This is a genomic window from Alcaligenes sp. SJTW-7, assembly GCF_047716895.1.
Taxonomy (GTDB): domain Bacteria; phylum Pseudomonadota; class Gammaproteobacteria; order Burkholderiales; family Burkholderiaceae_B; genus Alcaligenes; species Alcaligenes ammonioxydans.
In genome coordinates, this window is record NZ_CP136682.1 from 572,026 (window position 1) to 590,767 (window position 18,742).

Consider the following 18,742-nt stretch of genomic DNA (forward strand, 5'->3'; position numbering starts at 1 on the left):
CATGCTCTCTCTGTTCCAGCGGAAACGGCCTCCGGTCGCTGCCGCTCCATCGCCAGCACCCACCACCGACCTCCCGAAAGGGCTGATCTGGCCGGAATCGGCCGCATCGCTGCTGGCGACACCGCGCCGGCAGAAGCTGCTGGAACACATCTGGCAGCGCACCTCGCTCTCGCGCAAGCAGTTCGCCGCGCTGTACCGCGCGCCGCTGGAACGTTATGCCGAGCTGGTTCAGGCTTTCCCTGCCTCCGAAGCGCATCACCACGCTTACCCAGGCGGCATGCTCGACCACGGGCTGGAAATCGTCGCCTACAGCCTGAGGCTGCGGCAGTCTCATCTGCTGCCCATCGGCGCCAACCCAGAGGATCAGGCCGCGCAAGCCGAGGCCTGGACTGCTGCCGTCGCCTACGCCGCACTGCTGCACGACATCGGCAAGATCGCCGTCGATCTGCACGTCGAACAGGCCGACGGCAGCACTTGGCACCCGTGGCACGGCCCGCTGCACCAGCCATACCGCTTCCGCTATCGTGACGATCGCGAGTACCGGCTCCACAGCGCCGCGACAGGCTTGCTCTACCGGCAACTGCTTGACCTCGAAGTCCTGGACTGGCTCAGCTGCTATCCGTCGCTGTGGGCGTCACTGCTCTACGTTCTGGCCGGGCAGTACGAGCACGCCGGGGTGCTGGGCGAATTGGTGGTGCAGGCCGACCGTGCTTCCGTGGCCCAGGAACTGGGCGGCGACCCCACACGCGCCATGGCCGCGCCCAAGCACGCGCTGCAACGCAAGCTGCTCGACGGACTGCGTTACCTGCTCAAGGAGGAGTTGAAGCTGAACCAGCCCGAAGCCTCCGATGGCTGGCTCACCGAGGATGGTTTGTGGCTGGTCAGCAAGACGGTCTCGGACAAGCTTCGGGCGCATCTGCTATCCCAGGGCATTGACGGTATTCCTGCGAACAACACCGCCGTGTTCAACGTGCTGCAGGATCACGGCATGTTGCAGCCCACAGCAGACGGCAAGGCGATCTGGCGCGCTACCGTGACCAGTTCCACCGGCTGGATCCACTCGTTTACGTTGCTACGGCTGGCACCCGCGCTGATCTGGGAATCTGGTGAGCGACCGGTGCTCTTTGCCGGGACGGTGACGATCGACACGCCCCCCGCAGGTGAAGATGCCGAGGTAGCGGCCATCCTTTCTGCGGACGGCGCGACGTCCGCTTTGGAGAACCAAAACGCTCCGCCAGCGGAAGGTAGTGGCATCGCATCGGCCCCTCCATCCAAGGCCCCGGCCAGCCCCGACGTCATGGAGGACATACTGGCGATGGCGGGAACGGGAAATTCGCCAACCACCGATCAAGATGTGGAAACCGCCCCGGACGAAACACCCATCGTTCTTTCCGATACGCCCCTACCGACCTTGGCCGCCGCTGCGCCTTCGCGGCCGGCCTTCACGTCCTCGACGGCACAGCCATCCGGCGAGCACTTCATGGCGTGGCTGAAACAGGGCATCGCCACGCGGCGACTCATCATCAACGATGCGAAAGCGCTAGTGCATACCGTGAGCGACACCGCCTACCTGGTCAGCCCGGGCGTATTTCAGCGCTATGCGCAGGAACATCCGCAGGTAGGCAAACTGGCCAGGCAGGAGAGCCTGCAGGATTGGCAGTGGGTGCAGAAGCGCTTCGAGCGGCTGCAATTGCATCGCAAGCAATCCAGCGGGTTGAACATCTGGACATGCGAAGTCACTGGCCCCAGAAAATCACGGAAGCTACATGGCTACCTGCTTCTCGAACCCAGCTCGATATTCAGTGATGCGCCTGCAAATAACCCATTCTTGAAGCTGGCATAATTTACGCGAACTTCCTGTGCAATTGCTCGTGGCTGCCGCCATCTGCACACCGGCCCCTGCGCGAGATTCGCTCGGCTGAGGCTCATCGCTAAGCAGGTCATGGATTGTTCCAGCAACCTGGGCTTCGCGAATCGAAGAACGTCACATCTGTGGCAGGCAAGGATCGGCCAGCAGCCTTCAGAACTTGGTGGCAGAACGCTTGCTGATCTCCATCTGGCTGACCAGTGAAAACCGAGACGGCCATTCGCTTTGGCTTATTCGCCGCGATGGCATCAAGCACATGTTGGTCTCGTTCGTCAAAGCTCCAGCCATAGACGACCAGACCCTCCCCGAGCGCCGGCAGCACCTCCTCATACACATTCGTCAGATAGTGACTCCGGCGGATCGCAGCGACCTTCTGCTGACTGGTTCCCTCGCTAACGAACACCGGCACATAGTGCCCGGACGCCCACCTGCGGGTGATCGTGTCAAGCAAGTCACCTGCAGATCCTGCCCCAACTGCGAGCTTTGTCTCATCACCAAGGTAGTTACGCGCAACCGCAAGACTGCCGTGAGGATAGAAAACCAATGTTGCTCCTCCAGCAGGCCCATAGGGCCGCCGCAGATATTCCCAGTCTGTCTGGAACTCGCCGCCGTGGAACGCATCCTTGAACCAGCTGCCATTTGCCGCATTGAACAGCAGCATGGCCCAGTACAGGGTGAGATCGTAGTTCAGGCTAACGACGGTCGGAAAAACGCTGGCAAACGCACCCATCCGTTGTAGGTCGGCGGCGACATCGGCATGTATCGGATGCACACTGTGCACAGCTTCGACCAATGCCGTGCGCACTTCCGCATAAGCCGCAGAGATGTCGGCAGACGGTGATCCCAGGGCGGCGTTGACGTGCTCCGCATACCAGCATGCGAGCAACACATGCTCAAAGTCAGTCGTCCCGAGCTTGGTGAATATTGGCGCAGTGGTTGCGAGCAACCCTTTTGCGTCGGCAACGCTGTGAAGTGTTGGATATGCAAACTCCTTGTGGATGGCGATGCTGGCGCCGTTGCCCAGAAGGAGGGAGCTCCAACTTTCCGCGCTGATGCTTGCCCAAGTGTCGATTTCGATTCTGTCCATGTTCTTTCATGTACCCGTCTTCATCGCGTGGTCTGGCACGCAGAGTCTCAGCTGCAAGCCGCTCACATCAAATCGTGCCTCGCAACGCGACAAACTGGTTACTCGGTCCTTCCGACCGGAGGGTGAGGCTCGGGCTGTTCGCCACCAAGTAAGCCAAAGGCCGCGTCAAGTTGAACGGGAACAGCACGGGCAGCGACTGCAGGCTGGGCACTGAAACCGGCTTGCCGGCGTAGCGCACGACAGCTTCGATCAGCCAAACCGTGAGTGCATCGTTGTCGATGCCCGTCTGTGGCAGGCGAATGACCCGCTTGCCTTTCTCGACCCGTTCCACCGCGCCCCAGCTCGCCTGACTCTGAATCACCATGTTGGTCATGCGTCGGGTGCCTTCGCGCTCCCCATAGGTTTCGCTCATGCGCCGATGCACTTCGGCGGCTGCGCAGTCGCCCTGGATAGCGGACAGGCGGCCCACCAGCTCGGCCACCTTGCCAAAGAACGGGTAGGTCGCCACGGACATGCCCCAGCACAGTGCTGAGACGGGAATGTCCGGCTGCGTCTTGTGGATGGCCACGCCGCGATCGGCGTATTCGACCAGTTCGGCACGCGGCTCCAGCCACAGCCGATTCAACACGGTACGCGTTTTCTTCTTGGCTTCCACGCCAAGCTCGGCTGCATCGAGCAGTGCATTCAGATCATCTAGCCCAGCCACGCCTGCACGTATATTCAGTGCCGCAGCCGCCCAATCAAGCTGAATGAACCGATCAAAGCCTATTTTTGGGGCTGATGAATTCATTCGGTACCTATCACATAACTGACTTTCACAAAGGGCACGATCAGTTCTTCGACCGACACCCCGCCGTGGACCACCACCTGGTCGCCCTCCGGCACAAAGGCGGTTCGTCCGCCTGCGAACAGGGGCATGAAATTCGCGGGAAGGCCTGCGACGTCCAACTTGACCGTGTTGGGATAGGCCGCTGCGGAGTCGGCCAGCAATGGCTCACTCCGATACACCCGCACGCGCTCGCCGCGCGTCTCGGCAATCACGCCCTGGTTGGGTCTGCCGACGCCGGTGGACTCCACATTGCCGTGATCCGCCGTGAGGTAGATGTGATACCCCTTGTCCAGCAGCATCGAAAACAGCCGGTCAACGAAACCGGTCGTCAGCCAGTTGCCGATCCACATCGCCACGTCTTTCTTGGATCGTTCCTTGTGGAGCCGCTCATCCACCTCATCGATGACCAGGCCCACGACCTTCGGCCGCCGGTCGATCAAATCGACTTCCAGTGCATCGAGCTGACTGACTTGGCGCAGTGCGCGTCGATACATCACCTCATTCGAGTTGACGCCTTCGTTCTGCCAAAACGTCTTCCACAAGGATTCCTCTTTGTCCGTTCGGTCGATGGAGTCCTCGAACTCACGCGGCTTCAGGCCGGAGAACAGCGCCTGGCGTGACACCGATGTCACCGTCGGCAGCCATGCGAACGCGGTTCCCTCGTCAAATGCGAAGCGTTTTGTGGTGGCAATCAGCCGCTCGCGGATCTGCACCCACTGGTCAAAGGCCAGCCCGTCGAAAACCAGCAAAGCGAGCTTGGTTTCCCCTGCGGATCGCCGATGGCGCAAGAAGCGCGGCACGTGGTGCACCATTACCGGGCCTTTGCTCACCGGCTGCAGGATCAGGTCGGCGTAATGCTTGGCCGCGACCCAGGCTTGCAGACGCTCGTCAGATTGCGCCTGCAAGGTCTTGATCCGCTCTCCGATCTGTTGAGACAAGACCGGCAGGCTCGCGCTGCCTTCGGTGCCCGGCAGGCCCTGCATGCGGGCCAGGATTTCACCGTAACGCTTGGCGAATTCGCTCCAGTCCTTGTGCGAAGAGGCTGCCGTTGGCGTCGTCTCGATCAGACCATCGATGCCTTTGAGTACCAAAGCCTGCAACGCCGCCGGGTCCTGAACAATGCCAGCCTTGATCCAGCTCGGCATCCTCGCCGGAACACTGTGCACCGCCAGCGGATGCAAGCTGCCGTCGAGAAACATGGAATCGACCAGCACCTGCACATCGGAGTGGTCGAACGGAATCTCGATCTTGGCGATGCCGTCTTTCTCAACATAAGCGGGTGGTGGTGGCTCCCCTGTACGCGTGCCATCAAGTCCCAGGGTCGTCAGGTAGCGATACCACGCATCCTGCACCACGCGCAGCAACGCACTCTTGGAAGTCAGCCAGGTGGCGACGGGCAGGTCTGCGAATAATCCCTTGCCCTGGATGATGCTTGCCGCGTGCTGGGCGAACAGGGGCGGCAACGAGCGGTTGGCAAAGTGCATCCGCAGCAGTTCGCGCCAGAAGTCCACCGGGTTACGGATAGACCTGGGCGCAAGCTGGTAGACGTGTTCAAGGATGAAGTCCTTCGATTCGTTCTCGCCGCGCGCAGACTGCAATTCGGTCTGGTGGGCATGAAACAGCCCGGCAAAATGCTCCGGCTCGACTTGCTGTACCGCGCTGTATGCCAGCCTGGGGAAAATCTCAGCAAGACTGAGCCGAACCACGCGCCCGTGATGCACGATGTCCCACGGCAAGGCATTCGCATCGGCACTGCGCAAATGCAGAACCAACGAAGGCGCTGGCCCCTGCTCCCCCCGATCCCATGCTGCGCGGTAGCGCTCCTCGTACTCCGCACGGAAGGCGAATGGGTCTTCGTACAGCATCAGCTCGAAGCCTCGGCTGCGCAGTTCGCTTAGCAGCTTTTTGTCCAACAGCACGTCGTCGGGGTCGCAGGCCACCCACAGCCGGGTGAGATCGACCGTGAAGTGACTCAGGATGCGTTCCGTCCAAAGGCTCATGCCTCACCTCCGACGCGCACCATCATCACGGCGTTCAAATCCGGCACGCTGGCCTCCATGTCGTCCAGGGCGGCCATGCGTGCATCGTGTTCCTGTTGCAGCCGCTTGCGGCGGTGCTCGCGCACGGCGGGCAGGCCGATTCGCCCAATGGCCTGGCTCCGGGCCTCGAAGGCATACAGCGCTCGTTCGCGTTCTTCCTTCAACCGGGCGCGGTGTTCGGTCAGCAGCTCGGTGAAGATTCGCTCACCCTGGGTACTGGCCGCTGCATGGGATGCTTCAAACCACTTCGCAGACGCTTCGGCACAGGTCACGGCGTGCACGTCTACAGATTCAGTCAGCAGCAAATCCCACACGCGCTTGGCAGTCGGCACGAAGGGGCGGCCTTCTTCGTTGATGAACACCGGCAGGAAGCGCTTGCGGCTCAGGCCTTCTGCCGCCAGGCTGATTTCCCACAGCGACCAGATGCCGCGCACCGAATCCGGCAAACCCGTCGCGCGGATCACCGGCAGCGGCTGCCCGGCGACAAAGCGCGGCAGCTCGCTGATCACTGCCCGAGCGCGCGGGTCTTCCATGGTGACCCATTCCAACTCCGGGTTCTCATCCGCCGTGCGCGCGTCAAAACAGGCCTGGGCCGACTCGCTGCCGTCCGCCCACTTCACTTGCCACGCCTTGCCAGCCTTCGTTGCCGAGCCGCCGCGCGCAGCCAGCCCGTTGATGATGGCCCGTTCCAGCCAGAACTGCGCCGGGTGATCGAGCCACTTGCGGGCATCCTCGACGTCCAGATCGTGCTCGGTGGTGAGCAGGTCACTGTTGTTCTGGGACTCTGCCAACGTTGAGCGCAACTGCGACACCACCGCGTCGCACTCCTGCTCGATGGCTTCCGGGTTCTGCAAGCCATGCACGAACAGCTCGTCGAAGATCGGGTCGGCTTCGACCGAGTCCATCACGTCGGCCGCCTTATCGACGCCGAACTCCTGCGCGATGACCTCCAGTTTTTCTTCCAGCACCTGGCGCACCCGGTGCTCCACCGTGTCTTCAAGCACGAAGTTGATGGCGCGGACCACATGCTTCTGGCCGATACGGTCCACCCGGCCAATGCGCTGTTCGATCCGCATGGGGTTCCACGGCATGTCGAAATTGACGATGACATGGCAGAACTGCAGGTTCAGACCCTCACCACCGGCGTCCGTCGAAATCAGCACGCGCACATCCTTGGAGAACACCTGTTGTGCCCGCGTGCGCGCTTCCAGATCCATGCTGCCGTTAAGCGTAGTCACCGAGAAACCACGGCTTTCCAGGAACTCGGCCAGCATGGCTTGGGTGGGTACAAACTCGGTGAAGATCAGCACCTTCAACGCCGGGTCGCCTTCCTCTTGCTGCAGCTTGTAGATCAGCTCCAGCAGCGCTTCGGCCTTGGCGTCGGTGCCGGCGGCCTCGGTTTCGCGGGCCAGCTCCAGCAGCATCTCAACTTCGGACTTCTCCAGCTCCCAGCCACTGGACTGCATGGCCAGATCCACCTGAGACTGGCCGTCGAGGTCTGCCCATTCGTCGGTGCTGGTGTGCTCAAACAGGTTGGCCTGCGGCTGCGGCGCATCGAGCAGGGCCTGGCGCTTCTCCAGCGTGGTGCGGATGGCCGCAGTGCTGGATGTCACCAGCCGCTGCATCAGGATCATCAAAAAGCCGATGTGGCGCTGCTTGGCCGCCATGGCCTGGTTGTAGCCGTGGCGCACATAGTCGGTCACCGCCTCATACAGGCGCTGTTGCGCGCCGTGCCGGGCCTGCCAGGCGACCGCCTGCAGCCGGGTCACGCGCGGCTTGAACAGCGGCTGGCCTTCGGCGTTGATCGATGCGCGCTTTTCGGTGCGAATCACGAAAGGCCGCACCCGCTCACGGTTGACGCTGCCCTCGTCCGGGAAGGCTTCTCGATCCAGCAACTGCATCAGCCGCATGAACTGGTCGGTCTTGCCCTGGTGCGGCGTGGCCGACAGCAGCAAGAGATAGGGCGAGGCTTCAGCCAGCGCTGCGCCCAGCTTGTAGCGGGCCACCTGCTCGGTGCTGCCGCCCATGCGGTGGGCTTCGTCGATGATGACCAGATCCCACGACGCCGAGATCAGGTCCTCGAAGCGCTCGCGGTTGTAGGTGTTGAGTTGCTCCAGGCTCCAGCCTCGCCGACTTTCCATGGGTTTGACCGAGTCCAGCGAGCAAATCACCTGGTCGTGCATGCGCCACAGGTTCTCTTCCTCGCCCGCGCCGCCGCTGCGCCACTGGCGGAAGGCCGCCAGCTCGGACGGCTCGATGAACTGAAACGTCTCGCCAAAGTGCAGGCGCATTTCCGCCTGCCACTGGCGTACCAGCCCCTTGGGCGCCACCACCAGGATGCGCTTCACGCGGCCACGCAATTTCAACTCGCGCAGCACCAAACCGGCCTCAATGGTCTTGCCCAGGCCCACCTCATCGGCCAGCAGGTAGCGGATACGGTCGCGGCTGATGGCGCGGTTCAGTGCGTAGAGCTGGTGCGGCAGCGGCACCACGCTGGACTGGATCGGCGCCAACAGCAGGTTGTCCTCCAGTGCATCCAGCAACTTGGCGGCGGCTGTGGTGTGCAGAATCTGCTCCACACTCGGGCGCACGCTTTCCAGCGCGGCCAGGTCAACCGCCCGTGCACGTACCACCGCGTCCTTGGCGGGTAGCCACACGCGGTAGGCCACCTCGCCCCACACGTCTTGCCGCTCGATCACCCGGCACGGCGATGCCTGCCGGGTGAACCAGCACCAATTGCCGACGGTGAAGTCGCGCCCGGCTTGCGTCATTGGCCCACCTCATCGCGCAGCGCTCTGCCTTGCGCAGTCAGGCGATAGCGTTGTTTGCTGCTGTTAGGCTTGTCCGGGATGGTCATTTCGACCAGTTCCAATGCCAGCAAAGGCGTCAACACCACCTCGCGGAACTTGCTCCTGTTGCTGCGACCGACCCACTGCATCAAGGTTGCCACATCGTGTTCATCGGTCATCTGAGCCAACAACCTGTGTTGCTCGGCACTGAGTCCCAACTTAGGCCCGACTTGGTCCCGACTTGGTCCCGACTTGGCCCCGGCTTGATCCCTGGCCTGCGCTTGCGCCTCTTGGGCAAAGCGCTGACGAATCGCCTCGCGGGCCTGAAACTGGGTATCGCTGAGCGGATCGAGCAACTGCTGCCGCACCAGATGGTCGGCCACCGCGCGGGCTTGCTGGGTGGTGCTGATACCCAGGCTGCGGATTGCCGTGAGGGTGAGCGGTTCCCCATCTGGCAGCGACAGCGACAAAGCCAGCACATCCGCTTGCTCGGGCGTCAAGCTCGCCCCTAGGGTTTGGCGCAAGCGCTGCATGGCCTCGGTGACCAGGGGCTTGTTTACCAGCACCAGCTCAAAATCCTTGCGCGCCTTGTCGTTCTTCAACTGGGGTGGGGTGCGCCCCAGCTCATGCCAGTTACGGAAAATGGCGCGAATACCGGTGCCGGCCTGATCTGACAGGCCAATGCGCCGGAATGCCTTCACGATGGCAGGGTTGCGCACTTCCTTTTCAGTGGGGTCCAACAACTCGGCTTCTGTAGCGAAGGCATCGCCGGGGTTCCAGAACACCGTGCGGTCGGTAAATAGCTTGATCGATGCCTTGCGCCCGTGGTCGCCGTAGTCCTGGTGGATCAGCAGGTTGATGGCGGCTTCACGGAAAGCCACATAGTCGGGCGGATCATCGTTGCGGCGCAGGGTGGCCGGATCGAGCGAGAACGGATGTTCGGCAATGCGCATGTAGCGCGCCACCAGGCCCTGCCAGGTCTGAAAGACGTTCTCCTCGAATACATAGCGGTCATGCCAGCGCTGCTCGGCAGACCACTGCTCAAAAGCCGTGTCGATGCGCTGATAGTCCAGCACCGGCCTGGGCAGAATTTGGCGCACAAAACGCCCCGTGCCAAATAGCAGCACGCCTGCGCGGGTGGGGTGCAGCTTGCCGCCTTGCTCGACCACGAAATTCCAGTTCAGCAGGAAGGCAATCGGGTCGGTGATCTCGGCATGCTCCGGGTTACGCCGTGCAAACTGGGCCTGATACCACTTGACGGTATCCAGATCGAAGCAGGTGTCCGCAGCAAGCTCGGTCAGCACCGTGCCGTCATACCGCTCTTGTGCCGCGTCACGTAAAAAACGCTCCAGTTCGCTTTGGGTGAACTGTTCGTCGCCCGCGCCACGTCGCAAATAACTCTGGCGCGGGTCGCCCTTGAGGTAAACCGGCTTCTCCAGGCGCGGCATTTCCGGGATGTGGAAGGCAAACACATGCTTGCCGTCCAGTTCAAAGCGATGGGGCGTTACCCTGATCACCCGATTCAGTTTCTGCCCACCACGCAGTACCGCCAGAAAATCATTCTGAACCTTGTCCGGCTCTTCAACGCCGGTCACTTCCAACCGGCCATTGACCTCACTGACACCAAACACCAGCCAGCCGCCTGCCGTATTGGCAAAGGCTGAAACGGTTTTGTAGGCATCTTCCGGCACGGCACGCTGGGCCTTCTTGCACTCGAAATCGTTCCATTCGATGCCGTTGAGTCGTGCCAGCAGTTCATCTTGATTCATCGAGCGGCTCCGCGAGGTGTCATCAGATACCGTCCTCGGTACGGGTCAGGGCGAGGTCGTACAGCGTCAGCAGCTTTTCGTCCTCTTGCAGCGCAGCGTCGGGCACTTTGGCCGCAATGTCGATGATCGTCTGATAGTCTTTATTGCCCCATGCCGTTCTGAAACCAGCCCGCAGCGCTTCCAGGCGGAACTCCTTCAGGCGTCGCCCCGTGAATGCCCGGTACTGATCGAACTCCTTGAGCAGGGCCTTCTCGCGTTTTTTCTCCAGGTCTTGGGCTTTGTTCGGGTCGGGAACGTACCAACGCTCCTTGGCTTTCGCCACAAGGGCTGGACTGTTCTTCTCCAAACCGCGCAAATCCTTGTGGTTGGTCGAGAGGTAGCTATGGATCTGGCTTGGCACATCACCTGTGCCATCGTACTGAATGAAGTTGTCTTCGAGCAGGGCGGCGAGTTCCGGCTTCGATTCGTGCTTCTTCCAGCCCGCTCCGAGCTGACTGATGAAGTCGGTGTGGACCTCTTGGTAGGTTGACGGGCGACGCTTCAAGAAATCGGTTAGCCAATCAATCGCGCTGCGCTCGTCGGAAACGAACATCTCCATTTGCGGTGCAATAGCGACTTGCATACGCTTCTTGTCGTACTCGGTGACCTGATCAGGCAAAAAGATCATTCCATCCCGTTCTACAAACCGCTGATAGAGACCCGACTGAAACTCGTGTGTTGACATTGGAACAGGTGCGTTGTGCCGGACAAACCATGCCACCATGCGATCAAAAATAATCCTTGGATCACGCTCTGCGATGAACTCCAGTTCATCTCGCTTTGCCTTGACGACAGGGAGGTATTTCAAATGCGTACGAACAAAATCCCAAACAGATTCCTCAGTTCCTCCGGACTGGGAGAATCGATCTTCAAGGCCGCCATTCGGCTTGTATGCAGAAATAACCAAATCTTGCTTTACCGCCGTTGTTGTTGTTATGGCCTTAAAGCTTCCCTTCTGCTTATCAAGAGCCGCGACGTTGGCAACTACGAACCCGGCTTCCTGTAACGACGTTTGAATTGCATTCCAAACACTTGCTTGCGTATTTGAGAATTCGATGGTAACCCAGCGGCCGGGCTTAAGTGCCTCATAGACGTTTATTAATGCATCAGCCATCATTTTTCTATAGTCGTTCAGTGATTTCGACTGTGCTTTACTTTCGATTGCTTCCGCCTTGGTATCAGTCAGTGCACCAATCCAACCCTCCCAGAGCGCATTTAACTCCGAGTACATGATGTTGGCGCCAAAAGGCGGATCTATGAACGCATAGTCAATTGAATTGGGCGGCAGCTTCAGCCCCTGCGTTGATTGCGTGGACAATATTGCATTCAGCTCATTAATATCCGTTTTTGATTCGCTTTTTGAGACAGCGTTGTCTAGCATCTCAAACATATTCAACTCTTTGACAAGAGATGGAATATATAGAGTTCCGTTAGTCGGTCCGCCTCCCGCACCCCAAGTGCCTGCTTGATAAGTCAAGCCATATCTTTTTGTTATACGAAAAGCGACGGTTGTCACCAGTGACTTTAGTAGCGGGTGCTCGCACAAAGCATTAAACGCCGCCAATGCGATACGATTTCTTCCCGTATAGAAATGATGAATATGAGTCAATCCATGCGACTCAATTGGTTGCCGGGTATTAAAACCAGTCGGCAACGGAAAAGTTGGGCACCATTCACCTGCCCGTAGCGACTCCGTTTTTAGAATCAGGGCAACGTCAGCTTGATCAGGGATTTTTTGGAATCTTTTTTTGCCTACCTTGTAGTTGATCATTACTGGCACCTGAACAGCCTGCTCAACTATATGCCCAAGGTAGGGGTCCATCATTTTTTGCCACTTTCTTTCCATTGAGCGCTTCGTAAGTGACGCGGCGCATGAAGGGCAGCTAAATTGATCATTAACCTTCCCTCCTTCTATATCAACAGCGGTATTCCAAAACACAACATCGCCAGCGCATTCCGGGCATGTGAATACATCGGACCAGACCGTGTAATTGACTCTTCCGACCGCACAAAATTTCCCTAGATTGGGGGTGTCTTTGGAGTTTATCTCCTCTACGGCAAGCTGAATCTGATCGTTAGTCGGGCTATGCGCGGTTTGAAACATCCATCCATACTTGTCCTCAGTTGCACGGAGTATTCTCTGAGCATCGTGCTGAAATGAAATAGGGTCAGAAGGGGTGTTGTAAATATATGAAATAAATCCTGCGACTGGAGATAGGTCGCTCAATATGGCCTTTCTTGCGCCAATTTTTGAAAACGGAAGCCACGATTCCTTTCCATCGACAATTTCTTCTCTATAAACAACGCCATTTGAGTCGACTTTGTATCCAAGAGACTCAACAACAGCCTTGTTTCCGCAAAGTTGAGCTGCGACGCCGGTTGCACCACTGCCCGCAAACGCATCCTGGACTAAATCACCCGGTTCGGTGTACTGAAGGATGTAGCGCATGATCGCTCTATGCGGAACTTTGGTGTGATACGGATGGAGCTTATAGAGCGGATCGTATTTTCCCTCACTCACATCTGCAAAGAATGGCTCTCTGAGATATGGGACGGACGAGTCGTATGATTTTCCGTAGTGCCGGATGAAATTCTCAATGAACGGGTTTGGGCATGCCGTGTAGTACGGTGGATCAGACAGCGCCAGGATGTCTTCATCCGAGCCGATAGGAAACCCTTCGATCTTCCGGAACTCGGGATCCTTGAGTTTCTCGGCAAGCAGCTTCAAGTAATGCTCGCGGCGAACCTCATCGCTCGGGAACGTCTGCCCGAGACATTCAACTGGGCCAGAATTTTGTTGTGAAGTGCTAAATAGATCGATCATTTTTTTCCTCGGTGCTTTGGGCCTTGATTACCGCGCTCGCAGACTGCTTGATTGTGGCGGTCAGTTTGTCAATGGACTGCCGAACCCGTTCCAGCTCTTCCACCACAGGATGCTTGGGCACGCTGGTGCCGATATAGGGGCGGAGATCTACGTGGGTCTTTTCGCTGTACTTGTTTTTCCCATACTCGTATTCGGCTGACACTTGGAACGTATGCGGACAAATCGCCAGATCAGCTCTACTTGCAAATATCTCGAAGCCCATTCCAAGATCGAACAGCAGCTCCGACATTGGCGGCAGGCAGTCGATAGATTGCGAAAAGGCAGATTGCTTGGCGAGGTTGCGACGATCAACTCGCTCGCCAAACTGAAAAAAATCTCGATCCAGGCGTAGCCGAAAATTCTGCGCAGGCGAGCGTCCCACATTCTTGATCAGCAACTGGATAACAGGTGTGCCCATGCGCACCTGCGCAGTCACGGCGACAAACGGGCGATTCTGATCTTCTATCTGCTCACGCATTGCACCAACTGCTGCGCGGTTGGCACGCAGGATAAAAAACGTGAGCCCGGCGAACATCGCGGTCAACAGGACGTTGGCCAGCGTCAACCATTCTGGCAAGTTCGCTGGCGTCATCAATGAGGTGACATCATTCATTGAGTGTTTCCTCTTCTACTTCTTGATCATCTTCTCGGGGTTCGTCGGGCTTTTTCGGCTTGATCGCAATGGCTACCGCTTTACCCGTTTCCAGAGTTGCCCGAATCACATCCTGAAGCACCTGCGACTGGCTGGGCGTCGTGCCAACCCAAGCCTTGGACACTACGGTGGTGAACGCGGTGTTGTCGAAATGGCGCTGCGCGTTGTCATAGGTGATCCGCAGGCCACCTTTCGGCCCCTGGATGCCGGGGTCGCTTTCCAACAGCTTCCAGTAGTCCAGCGGCAGGTACATGCCGGGCACAAGGCCCACGTCATCCGGGTTGAATACCAATCTGGAGCAGAGCTTGAGGAAGAACGGGTTCTCGGACAGGCGGAATCCGCCAATGCCGGTGTTTGGCGCACAGGCCCTCAGTGCGCTGAGCACGGTATCCATGCGGTCGATTTCTTCCTTCAATTGCGCGTTGGGCAAGCGATAGACCGCTTCGACTGGCCCAACGCGCCGATCCTCACGCTCCATCGCCTTGTACTGAACCATGACAAAACTTTGGTAGGTTTCGTTGAAGTAGATGAGGTCGGTGCCAGTTTGTTCTTCGAGCGGCAGGCGGTTGGCGAGAATGACAGTGAGGCGTTCCGACGTCGCCTCGGACTCGAAGACTGCCGCGCCGTAGGGGTAGGTTTTGATCACCTCGAAACCGGGCAGGTTTTGCAAGTCGTTGACCACCATCGGGTCTTCGCGCAGCCGAACGCGGGGCAGGCCGTCGAGAAAAGACACCGGTGTTTCGTCCAATGGCGTCCATTCCTGAACAGGGTCGCGGCTCAGGCCAGCTATCGACAGCGCCGTAAGCAGCGCTTCTTTTTGCTGGGCCAAGCTGTCTCTGGCCTTGGCTGACAACCGCCGGATGCGTTCTGTTCGTGACTGACTGAACCGATCCAGCAGGGTGCTGGCTTGGGGGGCGATCTGGCGAATGGTTTCAACGACAGCGGAGAAGCCCTTTTCGGTCAACAAGCCGCCCGACTGAAACCGATTGCGCACGGATGCGACATTGCGCTTGGGCAGACGATTCAGCAGTTTCCGCACAGACAGCGGTTCGGCGAGTTCTTCGACTTTGTCGATATTCAAGCGACTCAACCCCGTACCAGCGCGCACGCCACGACGCCCCAGGCCGATATGCGTCAATTTTCCTGCGTTGACGACAAAGCAGACCAATGGTGTAGTTCGGCTGTGCTGAAAGTCAGCGACAGGCTCAGCAAACGCGTGCTCCTCGGCTACACATTCAAGGAATGTGTCCATCCGATCCTTCGAGAGGGATACGGCGAAGCCGCTTGCCTTGGCCATCTAGGAAGCTCCGCCTTCATCCGATGCTTCCTTGTCTGGAGCAGGTGCTATTTGTTGCCAGTCCTCTGCAATCGCTGTCCAATCCACGGTGCGCTCGACAGCTTCGATCTCGCCTGTTTCGTTCTCCTTCTTGCCCGACCATACCGCCCAGAAGTCCGGGTCATCGGATTTTGGCCGTTGGCCTTCAGGCAAGGCATTCATCTGCACCAGCACGGGCAACTCAGAGGCCCAGCCCAGCAGGATGGCGTGGCGCGAAGGTAGCGAAGGAAGATCGCGCAGCAGGCCACGCAGGTTGTCAGGAACCAGCTTGTGCACCAATTCCTGGTCACGGTCATTGCTGATGCGGTGCAGCAGGTAGCTGTTGCATTGAGACAGCACTGTAGGCGACAACTCGCTGGGGCGCTGGGATGACAGCACCAAACCCAATCCGAACTTGCGGCCTTCGCGGGCAATTTTCTCGAATACCTGACAACAAATGGCGGCTGAGTTCTGGTTCTCAGCATCGTCCTGGTAGCGTTTGATAAATGTATGCGCTTCTTCCATCACCAGAACGGTAGGCAGCGTTTTGCCGTGGTTGAGCTTGCGGTAGCGCTGCATGGATTCCATCGTCATACGAGCAATAACGGCGGTGACGATGTGCACCACCTCAGCGGGCACCAGCGATAGGTCGATGACAGTTACCGTGCCGTTGGACGCTTGGTTGTCGCCGATGATGTTGGCCAGCCAGTCCTGCAAACTTACCTGATCTGAAGCTGTAGTTATTCGGCTGATCCTTGTGTCCGACAACATAGTGCGGATACGCATAATCAGGTAATCAAAAAACTGCGCGTTGTTTTCCTGGCTGGCCAAACTTTCCAAGTGATCCGCAAATTGTGCACCGTTAAAACTCAAAGGTGCATCTTCATTAGGGCCAGCCTGGTAGACGATGCCACCAATGCTATTCAGATAGCCTTGAAGGTTGGATATAACGACTTCCACTGCTGTGGCAGGAAAATCGTTATACCCGGTTTGCCCATTTTGCTTTCGGTAAGTCTGCTGAGGCCGGTTGAGTAATGCCTGCATTTGATCGCGCAGGTACTCAATGCTGTCACTGTGATCAGAGAACTCGCGTGAATATGCCTCCAGGTCCTCTATGAATACAGGGAGCTTGGGGCCAAACTTCCAGCCTTCATAGTTTTCGCCATTCCTGACTTGAGCTTTAAGCGTGATCAGTATTGAGCTAATTTTTCTTCGTAATATAAAAACCGGATCTTCTGTGACGTCAGCGCCACTGCGCATTTCGCGTAGAGCGCGCCGAAGCAGTGGTCGTTGGGCACGTTCGCTGGCTTGAGTAAACGCACTCCACTCAGCGCTGTTCCAGAACCAAAGCGGCACCTGTAGCTGCTCAATGCCACTGTCAGGCTTCGGCTCGACAGCGAATACGCGCACTTTCCCCAAACCATCAAATGCCTTGGCGTATTCGCCGTTGGGGTCGAGCACAATGAAGCGGGCATTGGGGTCTGCTCCGCCGCGTGCTTTGCGGGCTTCTTCCATCGACCAGCGGATCAAACCGGCGACTGAGCAGGATTTGCCACTGCCGGTGTTGCCCAGCACGGCCAGATGACGACCGAACAGGCGATCAGGGTCGATCTTGACCTCTGCATTGGCGGCCAGCGGACTGACGCCGATTTTCACCCGGCGGTTATCGCCGGATTCGACGATGGCGCGTAGCTGGGTTTGGGTGGGTAGCAGTACGGGGTCACCTACCGTCGGGTAGGCTTCCACACCACGCCGGAAGGAATAGCGTTCCTTTCCAGCAATCTGACCCTCGTAAGCGAGGCCTCCCAGCGGGTTGAGGCTCATCTTGCGCAGCGGATAAGGCAAATCAACCAGGCCGAAATCCTGCATGCCCTTCCGCTTGGGGTACTGAGACCGCTCGATGGTGATCCACTCCACCTGTGCGACCAGATAGCCTGTCTCACTAGGCACGAGGACATAACCATTGATACGCGGGAACGGCCGTGGAGTGCCTGTGTTCAGCGCGAGGTTGTCGGGTGCTTCGATGTCCAGCAGAACCTTAATTTCGTCGGGTGAGACAAAGTCGATGCTGCCGATACGCAGTGAGTCGGCGTAGGCCAGGGGCGAGAAGCTCATACCAGGTCTGCCCCGTCAAAATCGCTACCAGGTTTCGCTGCTGCTGGGCCTGGATGGGCTTCGGTGCCGAACCGCTGCTTAAGCAGTTCGCTCATGCGGAAGGTGGTTTTGTCGATAGCAGCCTTGGGCAGGAAGTTTTCGGTCAGGATTTGCAAATCAGCCAGAGCGGGGCCGATCAGCAGGCTGATCTGCGAGGGGCGTCCCAACTCTCGATAGGTCTGCATGATGCGGCCAAGCGGATCGTTATAGGCAATGATGACCAGATGGGTGGACGGCACTGTGAGCATGTCGCGGATGACGCGGTTGATGTGCTCGTCACCAAAGCTGTAGCCATAGGTAATCAGCGTGCTGTTAGGGCGGCACACCGCTGCGGCGAGGTCTCGGAACAGCTCCACGTAGGGGTGATCCGAAGTCTCCCGGTCCTTGGCGGCATTGGGGTAGATCATCAGCTTGTGAGCACTGGCACCGTTAAGCCCAGGCGCTTGCAGATAGGGCGCGACATCGTCGGCGCCGAAGGGCAGCCCGACGCGGCGGATATCCCTATCAACCTGCACCCAATCCACCGAGCCGTGCAGCTTGGTAAAGCGGGCTACTCCCTCCAGGTAGCGCGGTTCACCACGAATGCCTGGCGGGTTGTAGTGCATGTCCAGATCCAGCCGTGATGAACGAAAGATCGGCATGAGGTTGCCGAGGAAGCGGTCCAGCAGATGCAGCCCGGCCAGTTCGGCACCAGCTTCGATCAGTCGGTCGTAGTTGGTGGTGAAGATATTCAGCCGGTCGCGCACGCCGGTGCGGCTGGCGAAGCTCATCAGGAATGTGACCAGCACATTGAGCGCTTGCTCACGTTTGTCTTCATCTGCCCTGGCAATCCCAGCTTCGCTTTCGAGGATGGACTTGGAGAAGTCTTCCAGCGTGCTGGTCAGCTCAGTCAGCAGCGTTTCGGCTTCTGCTGAATTGCCCAGTATCTCTAGCCCTCGCAGCAATTCGTTGGCGGCGCGAAGCTGGTCTTCCAGATTGCCTGTTTCCCGACCTGATCTTTGGGCGGCTTCTTTCGCCGCTTTCCTGATTGCATCCTCGTAGATGGTCAGGGTGACTTCGTTCATTCCGGCAGCGGGCTTTCCTGTCGCCAGATGGTGCACGGCATGGGTCAATCCTGAGCCAGCAAGCAGCGAAAGATGCTCCGACTGAAATAAGGCGGTCAGCCAGGGCTCGACACGGCTTCGCAACGCCTTGATGTCGAAAGTTTGGCTCTGAGTTAGCCAGGCGGCTTCTGCCCCTTCGCAAAGCTTGAACTTGCCGGCATCCTCGGCGCTTGCTTCGAAGCAGATAGGGGCGTGGTCGTCCCTGACTTTCAGTGTGTTGCTCATGGCAGCAGTTT

Annotated in this window: 11 protein-coding genes; 1 reads left to right on the forward strand and 10 read right to left on the reverse strand. The window is 58.6% G+C overall.

The annotated features are described in order from the left end of the window. Window position 1: 1 nt before the first annotated feature. Window positions 2-1,843 (forward strand): MobH family relaxase, encoded by a 1,842-nt coding sequence (mobH, locus tag RSQ48_RS02510; RefSeq protein ID WP_264838725.1) that lies wholly within the window; start codon window positions 2-4, stop codon window positions 1,841-1,843. 97 nt (window positions 1,844-1,940) lie between these two features. Here mobH and RSQ48_RS02515 read toward each other — a convergent pair whose 3' ends face one another. The 10 genes from RSQ48_RS02515 to RSQ48_RS02560 form a co-directional block, all read right to left on the reverse strand. Next, window positions 1,941-2,954: a DUF4917 family protein gene (locus tag RSQ48_RS02515; protein WP_415302124.1), complete on the reverse strand. Its 1,014-nt coding sequence runs from the start codon at window positions 2,952-2,954 to the stop codon at window positions 1,941-1,943. Window positions 2,955-3,021: 67 nt separating this feature from the next. Further along, complete coding sequence (locus RSQ48_RS02520; protein WP_415302125.1) at window positions 3,022-3,744, reverse strand: hypothetical protein; 723 nt, start codon at window positions 3,742-3,744, stop codon at window positions 3,022-3,024. After that, window positions 3,741-5,783: a BREX-3 system phosphatase PglZ gene (pglZ, locus tag RSQ48_RS02525; RefSeq protein WP_415302126.1), complete on the reverse strand. Its 2,043-nt coding sequence runs from the start codon at window positions 5,781-5,783 to the stop codon at window positions 3,741-3,743. The genes RSQ48_RS02520 and pglZ overlap by 4 nt, the downstream gene beginning before the upstream one ends. After that, the gene (locus RSQ48_RS02530; RefSeq protein ID WP_415302127.1) at window positions 5,780-8,593 is read right to left on the reverse strand and encodes a DEAD/DEAH box helicase; all 2,814 of its coding nucleotides are present in this window, start codon (window positions 8,591-8,593) and stop codon (window positions 5,780-5,782) included. Before RSQ48_RS02530 ends, pglZ begins: the two co-directional genes overlap by 4 nt. After that, window positions 8,590-10,380: a Fic family protein gene (locus tag RSQ48_RS02535; protein ID WP_415302128.1), complete on the reverse strand. Its 1,791-nt coding sequence runs from the start codon at window positions 10,378-10,380 to the stop codon at window positions 8,590-8,592. Before RSQ48_RS02535 ends, RSQ48_RS02530 begins: the two co-directional genes overlap by 4 nt. A 22-nt stretch (window positions 10,381-10,402) precedes the next feature. Continuing rightward, window positions 10,403-13,243 carry a DNA methyltransferase gene (locus RSQ48_RS02540; RefSeq protein ID WP_415302129.1) on the reverse strand — a complete coding sequence of 947 codons (2,841 nt, stop codon included), beginning with the start codon at window positions 13,241-13,243 and terminating at the stop codon, window positions 10,403-10,405. Next, complete coding sequence (locus tag RSQ48_RS02545) at window positions 13,227-13,895, reverse strand: hypothetical protein (protein ID WP_415302130.1); 669 nt, start codon at window positions 13,893-13,895, stop codon at window positions 13,227-13,229. The genes RSQ48_RS02540 and RSQ48_RS02545 overlap by 17 nt, the downstream gene beginning before the upstream one ends. Continuing rightward, entirely contained in the window at window positions 13,888-15,231 is a 1,344-nt protein-coding gene (locus RSQ48_RS02550; protein ID WP_415302131.1) for a hypothetical protein, read from the reverse strand. The genes RSQ48_RS02545 and RSQ48_RS02550 overlap by 8 nt, the downstream gene beginning before the upstream one ends. Continuing rightward, window positions 15,232-17,364 carry an ATP-binding protein gene (locus tag RSQ48_RS02555; protein WP_415302132.1) on the reverse strand — a complete coding sequence of 711 codons (2,133 nt, stop codon included), beginning with the start codon at window positions 17,362-17,364 and terminating at the stop codon, window positions 15,232-15,234. Further along, window positions 17,361-18,731, reverse strand: coding sequence for an SIR2 family protein (locus RSQ48_RS02560; protein ID WP_022580054.1), 1,371 nt, complete (start codon window positions 18,729-18,731; stop codon window positions 17,361-17,363). Before RSQ48_RS02560 ends, RSQ48_RS02555 begins: the two co-directional genes overlap by 4 nt. Window positions 18,732-18,742 lie beyond the last annotated feature (11 nt).